Below are 20,738 nucleotides of genomic sequence, written 5' to 3' on the forward strand. Positions count from 1 at the left end.
TATGTGTTGCGAAATTCTTGCCTTGCGGCGTTTTGCGCGCGCCGGTTAGATTTCACCGGCTCCAGCGCGCGGCTGGCGGTACTGCATCTCTTTACTTAGCGTCCTTGCCCTGCACCTTGGCAATAATCTCTTCCGAAACCGACCGAGGCGCTTCCTCATACTGCTTGAACTGCATCGAGTAGTTTGCACGGCCCTGGGTCGCTCCACGCATGTGCGTTGCGTAGCCGAACATGGTCGAAAGTGGCACGCTGGCACGAATCGCCTGCGTATTGCCCACCATCTCCATGCCTTCAATACGGCCACGGCGAGCGTTCAAGTCGCCGATGATCGTACCCATATAGTCTTCAGGAACGGTCACTTCGACCGCCATCACAGGCTCCAGGAGAACCGGCTTCGCCTTGCGGGCCGCTTCCTTGAAGGCCATCGAGCCGGCGATCTTGAATGCCATTTCGTTGGAGTCGACGTCGTGATAGCTGCCGTCGTAAAGCGAAACCTTAACATCGACCATTTCGTACCCAGCCAGAACGCCGCCGAGCATCGCTTCCTGAATGCCCTGGTCGATCGGCTTGATGTACTCCTTGGGGATCGTGCCACCCTTGGTGTCGTTCGAGAACTCGTAGCCCTTGCCAGGATCGTTCGGCGAGATACGAATCTTCGCATGACCGTAGTTACCCGAACCACCGGTCTGGCGAATGTACTTGCCTTCCGCTTCGGCGTTGCCGCGGATGGTTTCGCGGTAGTTGACCTGCGGCTTGCCGACGTTGGCTTCAACCTTGTACTCACGCATCATGCGATCAACAATGATCTCAAGGTGCAGCTCGCCCATACCGGCGATGATGGTCTGGCCAGAGTCGATGTCAGTGCGTACGTTGAAGGTGGGATCCTCCTGCGCCAGCTTCGAAAGCGCAACACCCATCTTCTCCTGATCGGCCTTGGTCTTCGGCTCGACGGCAACTTCAATGACTGGCTTGGGGAAGTCAATCGATTCGAGAACGATTGGGCTCTTAGCCGAGCAAATGGTGTCACCGGTAACAAGATTCTTCAAACCCACAGCAGCGCAAATATCGCCAGCCATGATCTCGGTGATCTCTTCACGCTTGTTGGCATGCATCTTCAACAGACGGCCGATGCGCTCGGTCTTGCCGGTACGCGGATTCAGCGTTGTGTCGCCGGTCTTGAGGACGCCGGAGTAGATGCGGATGAAGATGAGCTGGCCGACAAAGGGATCGGTCATGATCTTGAAGCCAAGCGCAGACAGCGGCTCGGTGTCATCGGCCTTGCGGATAATCTCTTCTTCCATGTTGTCCGGGTTGTGGCCAATCATGGGAGGAATGTCGAGCGGGCTAGGCAAATAATCGACGACTGCGTCGAGCAGCGTCTGCACACCCTTGTTCTTGAAGGACGAACCGCAGAGCACCGGGAAGATGTTCATCGCGATGGTCGCCTTGCGGATTCCAGCCTTGAGCTCTTCCTGGGTGGGCTCAGAGCCCTCGAGAAAGTGGTGCATGATGACGTCGTCAGAGTCGGCAACGGCCTCGATGAGGACGCTACGAGCAGCCTTGGCAGTCTCAAGCAGAGCGGCAGGGATCTCTTCAACCGAGTACTCGGCACCCATCGTCTCGTCGTGCCAGAGGATCGCCTTCATCGTGACGAGGTCAACGACGCCGGCAAACTTTGCCTCAGCACCGATCTGGATATTGATAGGAATCGCACGCGCGCCAAGGCGGTCGACGATCGTCGAAGTCGCATAGACAGCATCCGCGCCGGCCTTGTCCATCTTGTTGATGAAGCAAACCCGGGGAACCTTGTACTTATCAGCCTGACGCCAGACAGTCTCAGACTGAGGCTGCACACCGGCGACCGCGTCAAAGCAGGCAACTGCCCCGTCGAGCACGCGCAACGAGCGCTCCACCTCAGCGGTGAAGTCTACGTGGCCGGGCGTGTCGATGATGTTGATGCGGATGCCGTTCCAAGTACAGGTGGTCGCAGCAGAGGTGATCGTGATGCCACGCTCCTGCTCCTGCTCCATCCAGTCCATGGTCGCGGTGCCCTCGTGCACTTCGCCGATACGGTGGTTGACACCCGTATAGAAGAGAATGCGCTCGGTCGTCGTCGTCTTGCCGGCGTCGATGTGAGCCATGATGCCGATATTCCGACATTTTGCGAGAGGTACTGTGCGTGCCACGATTCGTATCTTTTCTGCGAACTTGCGCTCGCGGTCAATCAAACTTCGTTCGGCGCGGGAGTCCTGCTTATCTCCCGTCCCCTAATTCCTGATCTCTAACTACCAGCGGTAGTGAGCGAAGGCCTTGTTGGCCTCTGCCATGCGATGAACGTCTTCCTTCTTCTTCATCGCGGCACCACGGCCGTTAGCCGCGTCGAGCAGCTCAGCGGTGAGCTTCTCAACCATTCCCTTTTCGCCACGGGCGCGACCAAAGGTCACGAGCCAGCGAATCGCCAGCGAGGTGCGACGCTCGGGGTTAACCTCGATCGGCACCTGATAGTTCGCACCGCCGACACGACGGGACTTCACTTCCAGCATGGGCTTGACGTTCTCGACAGCCTTCTTGAAGAGCTTGAGAGCCTCATCGCCACCCTTGGCTTCAAGGTTGGTCATCGCCTCATAGAAGATGCCCTGAGCGGTGGACTTCTTACCACCCCACATCATGCTGTTGACGAACTTCGTAACCAGGGTCGAGCCATAGATTGGATCGGCTGGAACCTCACGCTTGGCAATGTAACCTTTTCTCGGCATTCTCTTCTTTCTCGTCTTCCCTCAGCGCGGTGACTTCTCACGAGCTGAGCCTGTTGTTGTTTTTTCTTTGTCATTCCCGCAGAGAATCTCTTCCCTGCGGGCCGGTCACAAATCTCTACTTGGCAGCAGCCTTCGGACGCTTCGCGCCGTACTTCGAGCGGCTCTGCTTGCGGTTGGCAACGCCGACTGAATCCAGCGTTCCGCGAACCACGTGATAACGAACACCTGGCAGATCCTTCACACGGCCGCCGCGGATGAGCACAATCGAGTGCTCCTGCAGGTTGTGGCCGATGCCTGGGATGTAGGTGGTAACCTCAATGCCGTTGGTCAGGCGAACACGCGCAACCTTGCGCAGCGCCGAGTTCGGCTTCTTGGGGGTCTGGGTGTAGACGCGAGTGCAGACGCCACGACGCTGGGGCGAACCCTGCAGAGCGGGCGAGGCGGTCTTGTAGCGGGTCGGCGTGCGGCCCTGCTTAACGAGCTGATGAAACGTAGGCACTGATAAAACTCCCTTTCGGAACTACCCGAATCTCTTTATTCGGGCTCGATGCAGGGCAGCTCCTATCGCTCTGCTTTCGTAATCGCACACACGAAAGGCGAGACGTGCAGACACGTCTCGGCGAAGTTCTGAATCCTGCACGCGGCCTTACTGCTAACTGCGTGTACTGCAACCACTCAAAGGCAAATAACAGTCGACGGTGGCCGAGAGGTCCGGAATTGCTTCCGAGTCCGACTCCGTTTCGCTGTTCCGGCCCACATAGCCCATCCAAGGTGGAGGGTGTCGCAGGCGCGATCGATAGGCTAGATAGGCTCGAAGATCAAAGCCAGCTAATGCCAACCGCAGACTTACCGATTTCCCCTCTGCTATCCGGGAAAATCCTGCGGTATATCTCTTGTATCCAGTGTAGCGCAGGCGTTGAAACCCTGCCTGCCGCTTGAGCCTCTTGCTGACGACACGTTCCGGATACTCGCGGAACCTTCTAACTGTAGCAAGGAGTCGACGGGGCGTCAAGAAAATAGAGGCCTCCGCTATGCTAGGAGCAGGAAATTCGCCCATTTTGAGCACCGACCCCTTTGCCAACCCGGTCTGGAATGCCCTGCAGACGTCCCACCAGCCCCTCGCACTGACCTCCGGAAGGGCCTGCAAGTACCCGCAGGATGTCGCTCCCTTCGCCGCTGTGGCGGAAAACACCCCTGAGGCGCTCCGCGATCTGCACTCGCTGCTCCTGCCTGGGGAGACCACCTATTTGGCGAATGAACAACCGCCGGATGTAGCCGGGCTGCGCTCGGAAGGCTCGGTCCCCTGCCTGCAGATGGTCTTTCCCCATACATTAGCCTTGCCGGAAGCAAAGCCCATCGAGATTGCTCCGCTCACCTGTGCCGACGCAGCCGCCATGGTGGAACTCACCTCGGTTGCCTTTCCTGGCTTCTTTCGCAGCCGTACCTGCCTGATGGGCAGCTACTACGGCGTATGGGAACACGGAAAGCTGATCGCCATGGGCGGCGAGCGACTGGTCATAAACCCCTGGCGCGAGATCAGCGGTGCCTGCACCCATCCGGAACACCGCGGCAAAGGCTATGCTCCGCGACTCATTACACAGTTACTGCAGGATCACCGCGAAGCGGGCCGCACCTCATGCCTGCATGTGGTCTCGACCAACCGGACTGCTATCGAGCTCTATCTGCGCATGGGATTCTCAGTGCTTCGCGAGATCGATCTGTACCGGATATCGAGAATCGATTCTGATTAACGAGCTCGCGCGGTGATACGCTTTCGAGCATGAGCTTTTTGCCGCGCTGTACTCGCCTGCCACTTCTTGCCGCTATCTGTCTCTTTCTACCGACTGTGTCGGGCCTTTCGCAGTCACCGACGCGCGCAAAAACGCCGGGTGCCGTGGCAGTTTCGCCCGATGGCTCTACCCTGGCATGGACTCTACGCAGTCGCGAAGACTCTGCTATCCACCTGACAGAACTGGATCACCCAGGTGCAGCCAAACTTGTTGCGCCACACGGAGCGGGAGACTGTTCCAGTGGATCGCCCGTGTGGTCGCCCGATAGCCAGACGCTCGCGTTTACGTCAGATTGCAACAGCAAAGACGCTAAGTCGGATCAAGAGCAGATCTTTCTGTGGTCGAAGGCCACGGGTGAGATCAAACAGCTCACGCACGTGACGGGAAATATCGAACAGGCAGCCTGGTCGCCCGACGGGAAGCAGATAGCCTTCCTGTTCGTGAAGAATGCCACGCGCTCGGCAGGCGCACTCGATGCCATGAAGCCGTGGGACGGCGTGATTGGCGAGGATGGCGTAGAGGTGCAGCAAGTCTACGTCGTCAGCGCAGCCGATGGGCAAGAGAACTGGGAGACCCTCACAGGTCTGCACGTCTACGAGTTTGCATGGGCACCCGACTCCAAGCAGATCGCGTTCATCGGCGCTAATCCTCCAGGAGAAAACAACTGGTGGATCGCAAAGCTCTATACCCAGCAGGTTCTTCCGCGCGGCGAGCAGGCCCAAAAGAGCTGGGCCGTTGTCCTGGACCCAAACACGGTCTCAGGCCCCTTGCATGGCCTCCAGATCGCTGTCCCTCGTTGGTCGCCCGACGGGAAACACATCGCCCTTATCGGTGGCCTGATGAGCGATCAGGGTTCGACCGGCGGCGATGTCTGGGTGGTCGAGGCAAAAGGCGGCAGCGAACCCATTGACGTCACCCCTGGCATTGACGGCACACCGTGCTATGAGGACTGGATCAGCGATCATACTGTGAGTTTCGTCGAGGACCGCCGCGGCCACACTCTGCTGAATGCCGTGAGCATCAACACAAATGCAATCGTTCCCGGAGCTCCGGTCGACCTGGGCGAAGTTTCGGTGAGCGGCGGCCCCATCAAAGATGCGGTCAGCATTTCGGACCGTATCAATGACAAGAAGGAACGTGTAATAGCCTTCGTCAAGAGCGGCCACGACATCTCCCCTGAGCTTTGGGCAGGGACTACTGCAACCAACCTGAAGCAGATAACGCACCTGAACGACGGCGTAAAACCTTCCACACGCATGGAGTCTATTGAGTGGGAGAACGAAGGCCTTCATGTGCAAGGCTGGCTCACCTATCCGAAGGACTACAACCCGGCCAGGAAATATCCGCTGATCGTCGAGGTGCACGGTGGACCGTCAGCTTCGGCAGCCGGACGCGGCGGCACGATGTGGGCTGAGCAGGGCTACTTCGACTTCCAGCCCAACCCACGCGGCAGCTTTGGCCAGGGCGAAGCCTTTGTGCAGGCGAACCGCAAAGACTTCGGCTACGGCGACCTGCGCGACATCCTCAAGGGCATGGACGCGATTGAAGGGAAGGTCTCGATCGACAAAACCCGCGAGGGCCTGACGGGCTGGAGTTACGGCGGCTTTATGACCATGTTCGCCGTGACGCAGACCCACCGCTTCCGCGCGGCCATCGCGGGCGCGGGCCTGAGCGACTGGCTGAGCTACTACGGCGAAAACTCCATCGACCAGTGGATGATTCCGTTCTTTGGCGCAAGCGTGTACGACGACCCTGCGGTCTACGCGAAGAGTTCAGCGATCACGTACATCAAGAACGTGAAGACGCCAACTCTGGTGATCGTAGGCGATCGCGACGGCGAGTGCCCTGCTCCGCAGAGCTTCGAGTTCTGGCACGCGCTGCGGGATCTCGGCGTAAAGACGCAGCTCGTGATTTATCCGAACGAAGGCCACGGCTTCCGCAATCCTGACCATATCCGCGACCGCAACCAGCGCGAGGTGAAATGGTTCGCCGAGAACATGCCTGAGAAGCAGTGAAACAGGAAACCGCGAACAGCCGGGTTGGGACCCCTTTTCCGCCCGCCGGCACCGGCCCGAAATCCGACTTTTTCTGTTTCCTGTTTCCTGTTTGCCCTTTCCTGTTTGCCGTTCGCCCCTCCAGCCCCTAAACTGGAATCTCGGAGTTTCAGCGGTTGGCGGTTTGACCGTTCAGCTTGAGTTCCGGTTGGACGGGGAGGTCTGAGTGCGGCGGTTAGTCAGTCTAGTGGTTCTTCTTTTGTTTACGGTTCCCTTTGGCCTGTCGGTGACCGGCTGCAGCAAGAGCACGCCTGTGGTGTACTGCAACGCCACCGACTCCGGCCCGGTCGTAGGACAGGTTGCGAGCATCTCTCTGGCACCTACTATCGCCACGACCGGCGAGTCGCTCAGCTATGGGCAGATCGGCGCGGCGCTCACTGCCACGGCGGAAGATTGCAAGGGCAATGCGGTCTCGGTGAAGACCTACACCTACGCCACCTCGGACACGTCGTTGACCTTTGCCGACGTCGATCCGCTGGGTCGGGTGTGCGCCGGTTCGTGGAATCGCAATACTGGGACAGGAATCCAAAACTTCACCACCTGCACGGCCCCAGTGACAACGCCCACCACCCATCTGGCCTACATCACGGCTACGGCCGACGGAGCGGTCAGCAACGCCATCCCCGTCTATACCCATGCGACAGTAGCCAGTGTTGAGCTTACGGGAACTTCAGCGGGCGCCCAAGGCTCAGCCGCTTGCACAACAGACCCGACGAGCGACTGCTGCGCATCATCGGTCCCAATTACTGGAACCGTCCCCCCGGTCTATACCGGAGGCACATGCCTTTCACAGGGCGTGGCATCCAGACTCATTGCAAAAGTCCTCGATTCGAGCGGGAATAACATCACCTGCGAGGTCGGCAATCTGGCCTTCAACCCGCTGGGCACGACCAACAACGTTGTAACCATCAACCCCGCCGGCGTGGCCATCGCCAATCAACCTGGCTCAGCGACGATCACGGCGACCATCTCGAGTGTCGGCTCGGCCAATACCGCGGGGTTCTTCTCCACCTGCCCACCGGTATCCATCGTACTCAGCGCCCAGGGACAATCGCCGTCCTCAGGTCCCATCAGTGTGCCGGTGAACCAGGCGCAATCCTTTACAACAACGATCGTTGATAAAAACAATGTCCAAATCACAGGACTCACCTTGCAATATGCGTCGACTTCGCCGCAGACGGTCGTAGCTGGGGCCACGATTACCCCATCATTCCCGGGGACGACGACCATCACCGCCATCTGCCAGCCCGGCGGGTGCAACACTGCCCCCTATAGCCAGATCGGACTGTATGGCAACGGCCAGCCGCTCACCTCGAACGGCATCACTGTAAACACGACCGCAACCAGTTCGACAGTGCTCTACGTCGGCAGCACGCAGTCGCAGTATCTCTTTCCGTACGACTTCACCACCAACCAACAGTCGGGATCCATCAAGCTCCCGTACATCCCGAACTCGCTGGTGATCAGCCAGGATGGTACGACGATCTACATGGGAAGCCCCTTCGCGCTCATGGTGTTCAGCACAGCCACCAACACGGTAACTACGACGTACACCAGCATTGTTGGAACCGTGCTTGCAGTCTCGCCAGACAGCAGCACAGTGGCCGTTTACGATCCGACACGGCAAACCATCACGTTGGTCAGCAGCGCTGGTGCCGTCTCGTCGACGTACAACGCCACTCCAGCTACAGCTGGAGGTACCTTACGTGCGGAGTGGTCACCCGATAGCCAGACCCTCTACATCACCGGAACCGTTGACACATCGGCGAAACCGCAATTGCTGGTTCACTCAGTCTTCAATGGTTGGTTGCCTATTCCTATTGCATCCGGTCAAAACTATACCGACGTAGCGGTGATGGTTCCGGCGGTGGGCGCGTACTTCGCCACGGGCTCCCCTTCCACGGAGGGCCGCAGCTACTGCTCCAGCACTTCAGTCACTGCGGGAACTCCGCCAGTTACAACGAACTCTTACTATCCATTGGCTGATGTGAACACGGCGACCGCCAATCGTCTGGCAGCAACCGCGGATGGAAAACATATCCTGGGAGCGACGGCCACAACCCTAAGCGACATCGCTTTAAACCCGATACTGGCAGAAGCCCCATGCCCGGTACCGCCCCTACCGCAGGTAACCCCAAGCTCTGGTCAGCTATCCAGCACCTTGACCACGTATCCGCTTAGCGGCATTACCGCTTCCAGCATCAACGACGTGGTACCCACGAGCAACTCAGCAGTGTCGTTTGTCACCTACAACGGTTCGAGCGGAATTCTGCCGATGTATGTCGTTCCCTCCTCAGGCGCAGGTACGGTCACTCCCGTCTCACTCACGGGCGGAGCTGCACTAGCTCCTGTGGCAGGCGTCTTCAGTACAACTGACCTGAACTTCTATGTCGGCACTTCGGGGGACAATCTGGTCCACGAGATCACTCTGACGTATCCGGCCAGCGGAACGCCCACAGCCGTCGATTCAGGCACACTTCCGCCGAATCTTCCATGCGCAACAACCGGCACCTACGGCACCCCAGTCCCAGCATGTGCGAACAGCACCACCCCAGCCATACCGAATCTGATTGCGCAGCGGCCTAAGAAGTCAACGTCGTAAAAACAGGAAATAACAAACAGAACGACAAAGGCCCTCCGCTATGCGGAGGGCCTTATGTTTTCCGTTTCTTGACTGCCGCGCTCTTACAGCTTCAAACGAGCTTCCAGCAGTTCACGCCCGATCGCATCCAGAACCCCATTCAGAAAATTGATGCTCTCGGGTGCGGCATAGCGCCGGGCGATCTCCAGCGTCTCGTTGATGACTACCGCGGTGGGCGTCTTGGGATAGCCCACCATCTCCGCAACCGCCGTGCGCAACAGGTTGCGGTCGACGACCGGCATGCGTTCCAGGCGCCAGTTCTGAGCGTGCTTTTGAATCAGCGCATCGACCTCGTCCTCGCGCTGCGTGGCAAGGCGGTGAAGATCGTCGGCGAAGCCGCGTGTCTCATCATCGACATCGTCACGTGAGTCCCAGAACAACTCTTCGACCTCCTCCGGCTTCTGCTTGCCGAGGTCGCCCTGGAAGAGCATCTGCATGGCTAATTCACGAGACTTGCGGCGAGTTCCCATCAGGATTTCCTCACTGTCTTATGGCCTTGGTTTGCGGTGTCCAGCTTGCCCTGAATCGACGCCATCTCGATGGCTGCAATCGCAGCCTCAAAGCCCTTGTTGCCAGCCTTCAGGCCGGCGCGGTCCAGTGCCTGCTCCAGCGTCTCGCAGGTGAGCACGCCGAATGCATGGGGAATGCCAGTCTCCTGCTGCGACTGCCCGATGCCGCGTGCGACCTCGGTGTAGATGGCCTCATAGTGGGCCGTCTCGCCGCGCAGTAGAACTCCAAGCGTGATGACCGCGGCAAAGCGTTTGGACTCGGCCAGCGTGCGCGCGGCAGAGGGAATCTCCCACGCACCGGGGACACGCACAATCTCAATATCGTTCTTCGCACAACCGCTGCGATGCAGCGCGTCAAGCGACCCCTGCAACAGACGGTCGGTGATAACGGCATTCCAACGCGCGACGACGATAGCAAACTTCTTTCCGGCTGCCGACAGGTCGCCTTCAACGGCAATGGGCTGGTTGTGGAGCGGGTTCTCAGACTCCCAGAAACCGAGCTGCAACCCGGGCGCCAGATCCACTGTGAAGAGACGAGAGTTCCAATGCGTCGCTGTAACCTCGGTGAGTTTTGCGGCGCTGGGGGCTTCCGCACTCTGCGATTTGAGCCACGTCTGCACGGCAGAATAGATGGTGTCGAGCTGCGTCACCTCAACCAGCAACGCAGGAACGGCGGGTGCGCGGCCGGTGACGAGCTCCAGATTGCCTACCGGAGCGAGAAACGCTGCGCCGCGTCCTGTGCTGTCGTTCCAGCCTTTACCCTCTTCAAGACCCAATGCGCGAAACAGGCTGCTGAGCCGGTCGAAGGCCTCGCCCGAAGCGATAGCCGCGACGGCTGTAATTCCCTTGATCATAGGTTCGATTGTATCGTCAGCTTGGGGCTGGAACCCATGCCGGAAGATCCGGCCATGGGACACCCCAGGTATGAGGTGAAGAGGATGAGCTATAAGACACTGCGTTCCGAGCGCGAGGGCGCGATTGCGATCGTCACACTGGATCGCCCCGAGGTGCTGCATGCGCTTGACGCAGCCATGTTCAATGAGCTGGAGCAGGTATTCGGCGAATTGGCGAGCGACGCCAGTTTGCGCGCAATTCTCCTCACGGGCTCGGGCGAGCGCGCCTTTGCGGCCGGTGCCGATATTCGCGGTCTGGTCGACACCGACGCCCTCTCCGGCAGGCAGTTCTCCGAGCGCGGGCAGCAGGTCTTCGCACAGATCGAACGCTGCGGCAAACCGGTGATCGCCTGCGTCAACGGCGTCGCGCTGGGTGGGGGTTGCGAACTGGCCCTGGCCTGCACGCTGCGTCTGGCAAGCGACAAGGCTCGGCTCGGACTGCCGGAAGTCAAGCTGGGACTTGTTCCTGGCTATGGCGGGACACAGCGCCTGACGCGGCTCGTGGGCCGCGGCGCGGCGCTGCGGATGATGCTGACGGCAAGCATCGTCGATGCGACGGAAGCGTTGCGGATTGGTCTGGTCGAGGAAGTCGTGCCCGCAGCGGAGTTGATGGCGCGTGGGCGGCAACTCGCAGAGTCAATCGCAGCGGTGGCACCGCTGGCAGTCGCTGGGGTGTTGGAGGCCGTCGAGCGTGGCGACGGGCTGCCGCTGGACAAAGGCCTCCACGCGGAAGCAGAGATCTTCGGCCGGCTATGCGGCACTGCCGACAAGGATGAGGGTCTTACGGCGTTTCTGGCCAAGCGCGCAGCCGACTGGCAGGGGAGATAGGAAACAGGCAGATTGTGACGATTTCAGTAGCTCATTGCATTACTTGCTGTTTGCATGCCTCGTGAGCTTACGCAGTACGAACTCCTGCAGAAGATTGCTTACGCCGTCGGAAGCTATGCCAAGCAGTCCGTTCCCGATGGTCAAGCTCGCTCCCTGGCGGCTGCTGGCCGGGTAATAGAGGTTCGAGATGGCGCCGGCACCGAAGTTGCCCAGAATGCCGGAGTAGCTCGGCTGCCAGCGTCCATTGTCTCCTCGGATAATTACTGCAGTCGACAGCGCGTAGCCGGCCCTCGACCAGGAGCTGCCGGTGCCTTTGTAGAAGTATCTTGGGTCCTGGCGGAAGACTATGGGCAGTAAAGCACCGCCCAACATATTGCCGACCACTAGATTGCCCATCCCGGCGCCGAAGCGCTTCCCATAACCCGCCGCGCCTAGCCCGTAGCCGGGATAGTCGTTCTGCCACTGCTCAAGGCCTGCAAATCCGGCGACGATTACAAAGCTGGCCGGATCGATCGTGGACTTCCACGCAAGATCGAACTTCTGCCGTTTGTCCATCGGGGGCGCATTCCAGGTGTAGGAGACGTAGTAGTTAGGGATAGCGCCGATGAGCCGCTGCTTTTCTTCAGCCTTTACCTCGGGTTCCGCCAGATCATGTCGTGAAAGCGTTACGTCCACGCTGGTATTCGCGGTCGCCACGCGCAAAACAATCTTGGGGACCTGATAAGCCTCGCCCTCATGCAGCGTTCCCGAGACAAGACTCGTCTGCAGCCCGTCGCAGGAGATTGTCAGCTTGAAGTTCCCCGCAGCGACATCGGCAAAAGAGAAGAGGCCCTGACTGTCTGCCTCCGTCTCGCGCGCCGTCGCAGCGCCCTCGGCAACAAGCGTCACATGCGCGCCGGCGACGACGGTCCCTCCGATGTCAACCACCGTACCGCTGATGCTTCCCGAGGGCTGGCCACTCCCCTGCGCAGTTTGCGGAGAAGCAGGCACCGTATCCAAAGTGACACCCGGCTGTTGGGCGCAGGCTATGGCTGGCAGGAACCAGAGGAAAAAAAAGAGGCACCGGGTCGAGGAGCTCAGGGTTGGCAGGGTCCACAGCACATTCTGGTTTTCTCCCATAGAGAGAGTACTTCTCATTCCCCGAGGATAGCCTAAGGATGCGTCGCTTCCTCACGGTGGCGATGGGAGGTGATTCTACTGAAGACAAACTCTTGAATCAAATGGCCTACCCCGACTCCGGCTGTGCCGAGCAAGCCGTTCTCAATGGTCAGGGCAGCTCCGTTGCGGCTGCCGGCAGGATAGTACAGGTTCGTCAGGGCACCGGCACTGAGGTTCCCCAGGAGACTGGAATAATTTGGCTGCCAGCGTCCGTTATCACCTTTACAGATGACTGCCGTAGACAGCGCGTAACCCGCCCGCGACCAGATACTGCCAGTCCCTCTATAGAAATACCTGGGATCCTGATGCAGGAGTGCAGGAAAGAGTCCATCGCGCAGGATCGTGGCGGAAGCCGTATTGGCATAAGCTGCACCAAAGCGTTTGCCATAACCTTCCATGCCCTGTCCGTAGCCAGGTAAGGAATTGTTGGCCTGCTCGATGCCCGCAGCAAGGCCGCTGATGATAAAGCTGGCAGGATCGATTGAGCCGCGGATCGAGAGTTCGAACTTTTGCCTGGCATTGAGAGGGACTGGGTTCTTCTGATAGGTGACAAAGAAGTTAGGGATTCCGAAGACTCGCTGCTTTTCTTCGGCTTTGACATCTTCTTCCGCTATCTCCTCCCGGGTCATGGTCACATTCACCTCAGCATTTGCGGTAGCGATGCGCAAGACGATCGGCGGCGCCTGATACTGTTCGCCGGGATGCAGCGTTCCCTGGATCGACTCTGACGCAAGCCCTTCTTCGGCGATGGTCAGCTTGAAATCTCCAGCAGCGAGGCCAACAAAGGCGAAGCGCCCTTCGTTATCGGTGATGACTTCCCGCTGCGCCGAAGAACCGCCGATCGCAAGGGTTATATGAGCACCGGAGACGGCAGCTCCGCCAATATCTTTCACCGTCCCGCGTATGCCGCTCTCTGAAACCCCCTGAACCTGCTGGGTGAAGGCCAGAACAGATGGTTGTTGAGCATACATACGTACCGATAGGCCGCACAACGACAGAGCGCACAGGAACCGGTGATCGGCGCGCAACCGCCTCCGACTTCGCGCCTCTTCGTCGCTCCGCAAGCTGTATTGCCCCCCTTGAGGATAGTGGCTCCACTATGGAAGTTTTGTGGGTCAAAACTTTTTCTTTTATGGGACTGAAATAAAGGCACGGCCTCAGATAGGGGCTGGGACGGAGCACTCCAATGAATTAGGCGGAAATCCCTGGCCTGCACTTGATATCCTGTTGCGGTGAATACACGCGGTTTCTGTATCCCTCTCTCGCTTGTCCTGTTCCTTGCCGGCTGCCACGGGCACTCGCTGCCAGCCCCGGCCAGCGCGCAGGAGGTTGCCGATCAGCATGCGGTGCTCGACACCGAACGCGAGCAGTTGGAACTGATCCCACCACCCTCGAAGAATCGCTATATGAGCGTGCATACCTTCGAGAGTTGGGAGAACCCCTACATCACCGTGCAGGCCAGCATGCTAACGCTGCACGTACTGATAGCCGACGCTAACACCAGCAACTACGGCGCCGGCGGCATACTACGGCCGGTCGGTGCGCGGAGGCAGGAGTTGAATATCAGCCTCGACAAGCTGGCCGATGCGATCAGCGCGGTACCACAGAGCTCCTGGCCGTATGGCCGCGTCATCGCGCTCGAAGAAGCGCACAAAACCCCAGCCAACGCGAAGCCCCAGGTCCGGCGCACCATGGAAACCGCAGTCAATACCCTGAACGATCTCGGTGTTGTGGTCTATGACCTGAATGACGGCAAACTGCAGTAAAGGCAGGAAACAGAGAACAGGAAACAGCAAACAGGAAAGGCATAACGTTTTACGGCTCTTCCTGGTTTGCTGATTCCAGCGCTCTTCGTCTTACAATCGAAGCACTTGCAACGACCGATGCCCCTGCACACCACAGCTCTTGCAGTTTTCTGTTTTTTCTTTCTCTTCGTCACGGTTGCGGGCTTTATGGCTGCACGCTGGCGCCGGCCTGACGCGGGAATACACTCGCTGGAAGAGTGGGGTCTGGCTGGCCGCAGCTTCGGTACGTGGATTACCTGGTTCCTCGTCGGCGGCGATCTCTACACGGCCTACACGGTCATTGCCGTTCCTGCGGCGCTGTATGGCGCAGGCGCGATAGGTTTCTTCGCGCTGCCCTATGTGGTGATCGCCTACCCCTACATGATGGTCGTGATGCCTCGGCTATGGCGCGTATGCCACCGTAACGGCTATGTGACGCTGGCCGACTTCGTGCGCGGGCGCTATGGCAATCGCTGGCTCGCCGTGGCCATTGCCCTTACCGGCATCCTCTCGCTGATGCCCTATATCGCGCTGCAACTCGTCGGCATGAGGGTTGTGTTCAGTGCGATGGGTCTGCACGGGGAGGCACCTTTGGTGATTGCCTTTCTGGTGCTCGCGGGCTACACGTACTCGAGCGGACTGAGGGCGCCTGCGATCATCGCCATCGTCAAGGACGTGATGCTGTACATCATGGTCGCCGCCGCGGTCATTATTCTGCCGATCAGGCTCGGCGGCTATGCGCACATCTTCGCCGTCGCAAGCCAACAGCTTGCTCTGCGCAAGCCACCCGGTTCGATCTTCCTGCGTCCCCAGCAGTTCCTTGGATACTCGACCCTGGCGATTGGCAGTGCGATCGCGCTGATGCTCTATCCGCATACGGCGACGGCAGTACTCAGTGCGAAGGACGGCAACGTCATTCGACGCAATGCTGCCCTGCTGCCGGCCTACAGCTTTCTACTGGGACTGGTTGCGCTGCTCGGATTCATCGCCCTGGCTGCGGGGGTTGTGACGAAGGACACCAGTGCCGTTGTGCCGCTGCTCTTCCTCAAGATGTTTCCGGAGTGGTTCGCGGGCTTCTGCCTTGCTGCCATCGCCGTCGGTGCGCTGGTGCCGGCAGCCATCATGTCGATTGCGGCAGCCAATCTCTTCACGCGCAATCTGCTGGGCGAGTTCCTCCGCACGAAGCTGAGTAACCGCGGAGAGTCGACCACGGCAAAACTTGTGAGCCTCGCCGTAAAGTTCGGCGCGCTGGCCTTCGTGCTCAAACTGCCCACACCTTACGCCATTGAGATGCAACTGCTCGGCGGCATATGGATCGCGCAGTTATTCCCTTCGGTTGTGATCGGCGCATTTACCCGCTGGATGAATCCATGGGCTCTGCTATGCGGCTGGGCGGTAGGCATGACGTGGGGAACGCAGATGGCCGCGTCGCTCGGACTGAAGAGCTCGGTATATCCATTACATCTCTTCGGTGGAACCTACGCGATGTATGCTGCCGTGCCTGCGCTGTTGGTAAACCTTCTGATCAGTAGTTCGCTGACGCTGTTGTTCCGTGCTCTGAAGGCAGAAGAAGGTTCGGATTCTACCGTCGCGGAAGATTACGCATAAGATCTATTTCGAAACCTGTATGTTGAAGAATTCAGCAGGGAGCTGCAAAACTGCCAGATTCCTGGTTCTAGAGATGAAAAAGGTGCATACCTCGAGGTATGCACCTTTCGTTTACTTTTCTAGAAAAGTTATTAGCCCTTGCGAGTGATCTCGAACAGGAACCAGACGCGGCGCTGGGCTTCGTCGATCCAGTTTTCCAGAAGACTCGTCGTGGCGACGTCGCCTGCTTCGTCGGTTAGATTGTGGGCGGCGCGCATGCTCAGGACGAGTGCCTTCTCGTCCTCACGGAGCTCGCTCAACATGTCGAGCGGGGTTACATATTCGGCATCGTTGTCCTTGATGCGCTGCAGGCGGCTGATCTGGCCGATGGAGCGAATTGTTATACCACCGATTTTGCGTACACGCTCGGCGATATCGTCCGTGATGCCAAAGAGCTGGTCGCCGTGCTCATCGAGCAGCAGATGATAATCGCGGAAGTGCGGGCCGCTCATGTGCCAGTGAAAGTTCTTCGTCTTCAGATACAGCGCGAACACATCCGCGAGCAGAGCGTTCAAGGCGCCCGTAATGTTCTTGACCGCCTCGGGGGCGATATCGCTGGGAGTGGTCAATGGGGCCTTGCGGCGTGCTTCCAGATCTTTCTTCTTCGACTTCGGCATCGTACTTTCCTCCTAATTTCTATACTCGACTTAGCTTCACTACAATATGATTCTGAAAAACATCCCGGGGCTTCTTAAAGCTGGGCTACTGACCTCTCCCTCATGCCAGCAGATAGTTCAAGAGCGCCATGCGGATGTAGAGAGCATTCTTCGCCTGGCGGAAATACGCCGCACGAGAGTTTGAGTCTACCTCCGGAGCGATCTCGTTGACACGCGGAAGGGCGTGCATGATGATAGCGTGCTTTTTCAGCTTGTCGGCGATCTTGGAATCGATCACGTAGACATCTTTAATCGCTTCGTACTCCTGGGGCGACGCGAACCGCTCCTTCTGCACCCGAGTGATATAAATGACGTCCGCGGACTTGATGCTGGCGCCAAGCTTGTCGCTCTCCCGGAAGTGGACACCCTGCCGCTCGAGGTGCTGGATGTACTTCGCGGGTAGACGCAGCTGAGCGGGCGATACCAGATCAATCTGTACCCCCGGATAAAGGCAGAGCAGCGGGAGCAGCGAGTGAATGGTTCTTCCGTAGAGCAGATCGCCGACGAGCGCAACGCGCAGGCCATCCCTGCCGCCCAGCTCCTTTTCGATCGTGTAGATGTCCGCGAGCGCCTGGGTGGGGTGTTCGCCAATGCCATCGCCTGCATTGATCAGAGGCACAGGGGAGATCTTTGCTGCTGCCTTCGCGGCACCTTCCTCATAGTGGCGCAAAGCGATCACATCCGCATAGCCACTGATCACTCGAATGGCGTCGGCGATGGATTCTCCTTTGGCGGCAGAAGAACTGTCTCGTGCATTCTCCGCGGTAAGAACACCACCGCCGAGTTTTTGCATGGCAGCCTCAAACGATAGCCGTGTTCTTGTGCTCGGTTCGTAAAAGATGGTCGCGAGGATCCGTCCACTCAGCGGGCGTGACAAGGTGCGCTGCGCATCGTCGCGCTCCATTTGAGCGGCCGATACAAACAAATGCTCCTGCAACTTTCGATTGAGGAGCTGGGTCGTGCTGATGATGTGTTTAAGTTTTTGCATAGGTGAAAACTGTTACGAAGCTTGATGCACGTTTCCGTTCAAAACGGTGTAGCGAACGCTGCCGGGAAAAGTATAGCCCTCAAAGGGGGACCAGGCGCATTTCGTCCTGACTGATTCCCGGGTGACTGCATAGGGCGTATTGAGATCGAGAATGGTAAGCGACCCCGCATAGCCCGGCTCGATCAGGCCAAAGCCTTTACCAAGGCCGGCAGGAAGAAACTCGCGGACGAACAGTCCAGGGTTGTAAGCGCACACACGCGCGATATCGCGGGCGGTGAAATTGTGCTCTGTCATGAGCCATGTCGCGAAGGAGCCGTACGTATCCAGAAGCGGAACTCCGCTGATTCCTTTGAGTTTCTCCTCGATCGTATGGGGAGCGTGGTCCGTCGCGATGTAGTCGACCAAACCATTTTTCAAAGCAGCGATCAGCGCAATGCGATCCTTCGGGCCACGAAGCGGAGGATTCATCTGGAGCCAGAGACGGTTCTGCTCCGTAAGCATGCTGTCGTCGAAGAACAGGTGATGCGGGGTAGCCTCGCAGGTGACACGCAGGCCACGTGCTTTGGCCGCAGAGATCTTCTTGAGGCCATCACCCGTCGAGTAGTGGCATAGCTTGCCGATCAGCTCATACTTTTCGATGAGGTATAGAGCGAACTCTGTCGCCGTAATCTCCGCGGAGGCTGGACGTCTCTGTTCGTGAGTAGGAGCATTTTTATTGGCTTCCAGGATCTCTGGGTCTTCGCAGTGGAAACTTACATTTCTGCCACGGTAGTTCGCGATGGCGGTCTCAAGTTGTTCCTGTGAGCGAAAGAACAAGTCTCCAACCGACGGCCCCATGAACGCCTTGTAGGGTACATGCCGTTTCAACGGCTGTGTCTGTGGGCCGATACCGGCGTAGAGCGTGACATGGACCGCAGACTTTTGGGTGAGGAGCTCTTTCGCAGCGTACTTCTCATCGTCGATGGGCGCGACCGGGTTATTCGGCATGTCCGCAACATGGACCACACCGCCGTGAATTGCAGCGTTGGAATTCGTTACGAAGTCTTCCTTGTAGCATTGCGAGCCGCTGACATCTTCGCGGGCATGAATATGCAGATCGCCAAATCCAGGGAAGATGATGCACCCGTCTGTTGGCAGGTCGCTTCTGCCCTCTATCGGGCCAACGTATTCAATCAGACCCGTCGCAGTATCGATTTCGATCGCGCCTTCGAACTCGCGATCGTAGTTCGCGATCCTGCCTTCAACGCGAAGCTTTTTAGCGAGGGACATGGACATCCCCCTTTGCCGCATTGATGGCATCGCGAACGCGCCGCGCTGAGGCTGCTGGGTTTTCATTGAAGATGATGTCGCGCGAGGAACTGATCATCAGGCCTCTGCCTTCGGCATCGAGTCCGGCTGAAACTACCGCTGCGACATCTCCGCCCTGTGCACCGACGCCCGGAACCAGGAAGGTCGTCTTCGGAGCCACCGCGCGTATCTTGCGCATCTCTTCCGGGTACGTTGCGCCTACTACCAGCATGCAATTTCCATCCACGTCCCAATCGTGGCTCACTCGCTCGGCGACGGTTTGCCAGAGGGGCTTGCCGTTGGACTCAAGGTCCTGAAACTCACCGGCTCCGGGGTTCGAGGTACGACAGAGGATGATGCAGGCTTTATCGCTGCGCTCCAGAAAGGGTGCGAGCGCTTCTTTGCCTAAGTAAGGATGCAGCGTAATGGAGTCGAAACCTAGTTGATCGAAGATGGACTCAACGTAACCTCTGTTCGTGTTGCCGATGTCGGCGCGCTTGGCATCGCAGATCGTTACGATCTCTGGATGTTCATCCTGGAGATAGCGCATCGTGAACTTTAGAGCGGTAAGCCCCAGCTCTCCGTATGCCTCGTAAAACGCCATGTTGGGTTTGTAGGAGGCCGTGTACTCGTGGGTCTGATCGATGATCCATTTGTTGAATTCGTATTGAGGAAAGTCGGCGGATTTAAATCGCTCCGGAATGCGACTGAAGTCGGAGTCGAGGCCGACACAGAGCAGCGAGCGGATGCCGTCGGCTCTCTGGTTATATTTTTGCAGGATCGTATTCATCTTCCTCACTAATATTACGCAGCGGAACCAATGCAGAGGATAGGCAACAAGTGGGTGCCCCATCCTTTGCGCTACTACTTTATGGGCAACCAAAGAGGTTTGCGCAAAGGGTGGGGTATCGACCCAAGGTCGACTGCCCCTGCCCATATTCATTTCGCCTCAAAACTTCAGCCAGCATGATCGCAGTCTTCCCCTGCAAGCTGTTGCCTCTGTAAGCTAAAAACGGTCGCTGACGCGATACCCCACCCTTTGTGTGAGGGTTCCTTGTCGCTCCGCGAAATCGTGCGGCAAAGGATGGGGCACCCATTGTGGGCCGTCCTCTGCATTGAGACCACCGCGTAACACCCGTGCGTAACATCAGTTCCTCAATTGAATGATGGACCTATTCCAGCCCGTGCCGCTTCGCCCAACCATGCGGTTCGCGGAGCCAGTCACGGACGAGCGCAGCACCCACTTCATCGAGCGTTGCCCGCTTGATTGCGATCTGAAGTACGGCTTCAAATGTTGTAAGGGCATGCAGACGAACTCCGGCATGCTTGAAGTTTTCTATAGCCTCGGGGAAGTTATAGCTGATGATCGCCAGACAGTCGTTGACGACTGCACCCTCGGCACGCAAAGCCTCGACAGCAGACAGACTGCTGCTTCCGGTAGTGACCAGGTCTTCTATCAGGACAACCTGCTTGCCGGAGACGTCGCCGCCCTCGACGCGCTTTTTTGCGCCGTATCCTTTGGCTTCCTTCCGGATGAAGATGGAGGGCTTCTGGGCTGAAAAACCAAACGCTGCGCTATGAGGAATTCCGGCAGCTTCAATTCCTCCGACAACATCCAGCGGAATCTGTTTTTCGGCTACCAACCGCTCAAAGCCATGAATGACCTTGGCCCACTGTTCCGGATGAAACGGGAATTTGCGGTTATCGCAGTAGACCGGCGACTTAATTCCCGACTTGAAGGTGATGGG

The 20,738-nt window shown here is 58.3% G+C and carries 18 protein-coding genes; 6 read left to right on the plus strand and 12 right to left on the minus strand.

Annotation, left to right across the window (positions count from 1 at the left end):
* Nucleotides 1–91 precede the first annotated feature (91 nt).
* The 3 genes from fusA to rpsL all read right to left on the minus strand — a co-directional run bounded on the left by fusA (nucleotide 92) and on the right by rpsL (nucleotide 3,254).
* On the minus strand, nucleotides 92–2,185 hold the full coding sequence (gene fusA, locus GSQ91_RS24835; protein WP_158824410.1) for an elongation factor G: 2,094 nt from the start codon (nucleotides 2,183–2,185) through the stop codon (nucleotides 92–94).
* A gap of 99 nt (nucleotides 2,186–2,284) precedes the next feature.
* Nucleotides 2,285–2,755, minus strand: coding sequence for a 30S ribosomal protein S7 (gene rpsG / locus GSQ91_RS24840; RefSeq protein WP_158824411.1), 471 nt, complete (start codon nucleotides 2,753–2,755; stop codon nucleotides 2,285–2,287).
* A gap of 115 nt (nucleotides 2,756–2,870) precedes the next feature.
* Nucleotides 2,871–3,254 (minus strand): 30S ribosomal protein S12, encoded by a 384-nt coding sequence (gene rpsL, locus GSQ91_RS24845; RefSeq protein ID WP_014263802.1) that lies wholly within the window; start codon nucleotides 3,252–3,254, stop codon nucleotides 2,871–2,873.
* 559 nt (nucleotides 3,255–3,813) lie between these two features.
* Between rpsL and GSQ91_RS24850 the strand changes: the two genes are divergently transcribed.
* The 3 genes from GSQ91_RS24850 to GSQ91_RS24860 all read left to right on the plus strand — a co-directional run bounded on the left by GSQ91_RS24850 (nucleotide 3,814) and on the right by GSQ91_RS24860 (nucleotide 9,201).
* A complete protein-coding gene (locus GSQ91_RS24850; RefSeq protein WP_158824412.1) occupies nucleotides 3,814–4,506 on the plus strand; it encodes a GNAT family N-acetyltransferase in 693 nt (230 codons plus the stop codon).
* Nucleotides 4,507–4,649: 143 nt separating this feature from the next.
* A complete protein-coding gene (locus tag GSQ91_RS24855; protein WP_254064867.1) occupies nucleotides 4,650–6,560 on the plus strand; it encodes a S9 family peptidase in 1,911 nt (636 codons plus the stop codon).
* A gap of 205 nt (nucleotides 6,561–6,765) precedes the next feature.
* Nucleotides 6,766–9,201, plus strand: coding sequence for a hypothetical protein (locus tag GSQ91_RS24860; protein WP_158824414.1), 2,436 nt, complete (start codon nucleotides 6,766–6,768; stop codon nucleotides 9,199–9,201).
* A gap of 83 nt (nucleotides 9,202–9,284) precedes the next feature.
* Here the strand turns inward: GSQ91_RS24860 and nusB are convergent, their stop codons facing one another.
* Together nusB and ribH are read right to left on the minus strand one after the other, a co-directional pair.
* Entirely contained in the window at nucleotides 9,285–9,710 is a 426-nt protein-coding gene (gene nusB / locus GSQ91_RS24865) for a transcription antitermination factor NusB (RefSeq protein ID WP_158824415.1), read from the minus strand.
* The gene (gene ribH / locus GSQ91_RS26145) at nucleotides 9,710–10,603 is read right to left on the minus strand and encodes a 6,7-dimethyl-8-ribityllumazine synthase (protein WP_158824416.1); all 894 of its coding nucleotides are present in this window, start codon (nucleotides 10,601–10,603) and stop codon (nucleotides 9,710–9,712) included. Before ribH ends, nusB begins: the two co-directional genes overlap by 1 nt.
* A gap of 84 nt (nucleotides 10,604–10,687) precedes the next feature.
* Here ribH and GSQ91_RS24875 point away from each other — a divergent pair, with 84 nt between their 5' ends.
* Entirely contained in the window at nucleotides 10,688–11,470 is a 783-nt protein-coding gene (locus GSQ91_RS24875) for an enoyl-CoA hydratase/isomerase family protein (RefSeq protein WP_158824417.1), read from the plus strand.
* Nucleotides 11,471–11,509: 39 nt separating this feature from the next.
* Here GSQ91_RS24875 and GSQ91_RS24880 read toward each other — a convergent pair whose 3' ends face one another.
* Both GSQ91_RS24880 and GSQ91_RS24885 read right to left on the minus strand, forming a co-directional pair.
* On the minus strand, nucleotides 11,510–12,589 hold the full coding sequence (locus GSQ91_RS24880; RefSeq protein ID WP_158824418.1) for a carboxypeptidase-like regulatory domain-containing protein: 1,080 nt from the start codon (nucleotides 12,587–12,589) through the stop codon (nucleotides 11,510–11,512).
* Nucleotides 12,590–12,621: 32 nt separating this feature from the next.
* A complete protein-coding gene (locus GSQ91_RS24885; protein WP_158824419.1) occupies nucleotides 12,622–13,656 on the minus strand; it encodes a carboxypeptidase-like regulatory domain-containing protein in 1,035 nt (344 codons plus the stop codon).
* Nucleotides 13,657–13,860: 204 nt separating this feature from the next.
* Between GSQ91_RS24885 and GSQ91_RS24890 the strand changes: the two genes are divergently transcribed.
* Together GSQ91_RS24890 and mctP are read left to right on the plus strand one after the other, a co-directional pair.
* The gene (locus GSQ91_RS24890) at nucleotides 13,861–14,394 is read left to right on the plus strand and encodes a hypothetical protein (protein ID WP_158824420.1); all 534 of its coding nucleotides are present in this window, start codon (nucleotides 13,861–13,863) and stop codon (nucleotides 14,392–14,394) included.
* Between the two features lie 117 nt (nucleotides 14,395–14,511).
* Nucleotides 14,512–16,020, plus strand: a complete 1,509-nt coding sequence (gene mctP, locus GSQ91_RS24895; RefSeq protein ID WP_174240730.1) for a monocarboxylate uptake permease MctP — start codon at nucleotides 14,512–14,514, stop codon at nucleotides 16,018–16,020.
* Nucleotides 16,021–16,151: 131 nt separating this feature from the next.
* Here mctP and GSQ91_RS24900 read toward each other — a convergent pair whose 3' ends face one another.
* The 5 genes from GSQ91_RS24900 to pyrE all read right to left on the minus strand — a co-directional run.
* A complete protein-coding gene (locus GSQ91_RS24900; RefSeq protein WP_158824421.1) occupies nucleotides 16,152–16,676 on the minus strand; it encodes a Dps family protein in 525 nt (174 codons plus the stop codon).
* 100 nt (nucleotides 16,677–16,776) lie between these two features.
* Nucleotides 16,777–17,703, minus strand: a complete 927-nt coding sequence (gene pyrB, locus GSQ91_RS24905) for an aspartate carbamoyltransferase (protein ID WP_158824422.1) — start codon at nucleotides 17,701–17,703, stop codon at nucleotides 16,777–16,779.
* A 12-nt stretch (nucleotides 17,704–17,715) separates the two neighbouring features.
* Entirely contained in the window at nucleotides 17,716–18,972 is a 1,257-nt protein-coding gene (locus GSQ91_RS24910; RefSeq protein ID WP_158824423.1) for an amidohydrolase family protein, read from the minus strand.
* Entirely contained in the window at nucleotides 18,959–19,780 is an 822-nt protein-coding gene (gene pyrF / locus GSQ91_RS24915; protein WP_158824424.1) for an orotidine-5'-phosphate decarboxylase, read from the minus strand. The genes GSQ91_RS24910 and pyrF overlap by 14 nt, the downstream gene beginning before the upstream one ends.
* Nucleotides 19,781–20,162: 382 nt before the next feature.
* Nucleotides 20,163–20,738, minus strand: a 576-nt coding sequence (pyrE, locus tag GSQ91_RS24920; RefSeq protein WP_158824425.1) for an orotate phosphoribosyltransferase, incomplete at its 5' end; no start/stop codon positions are given.

Source organism: Granulicella sp. S156 (assembly GCF_009766105.1).
Taxonomy (GTDB): domain Bacteria; phylum Acidobacteriota; class Terriglobia; order Terriglobales; family Acidobacteriaceae; genus Granulicella.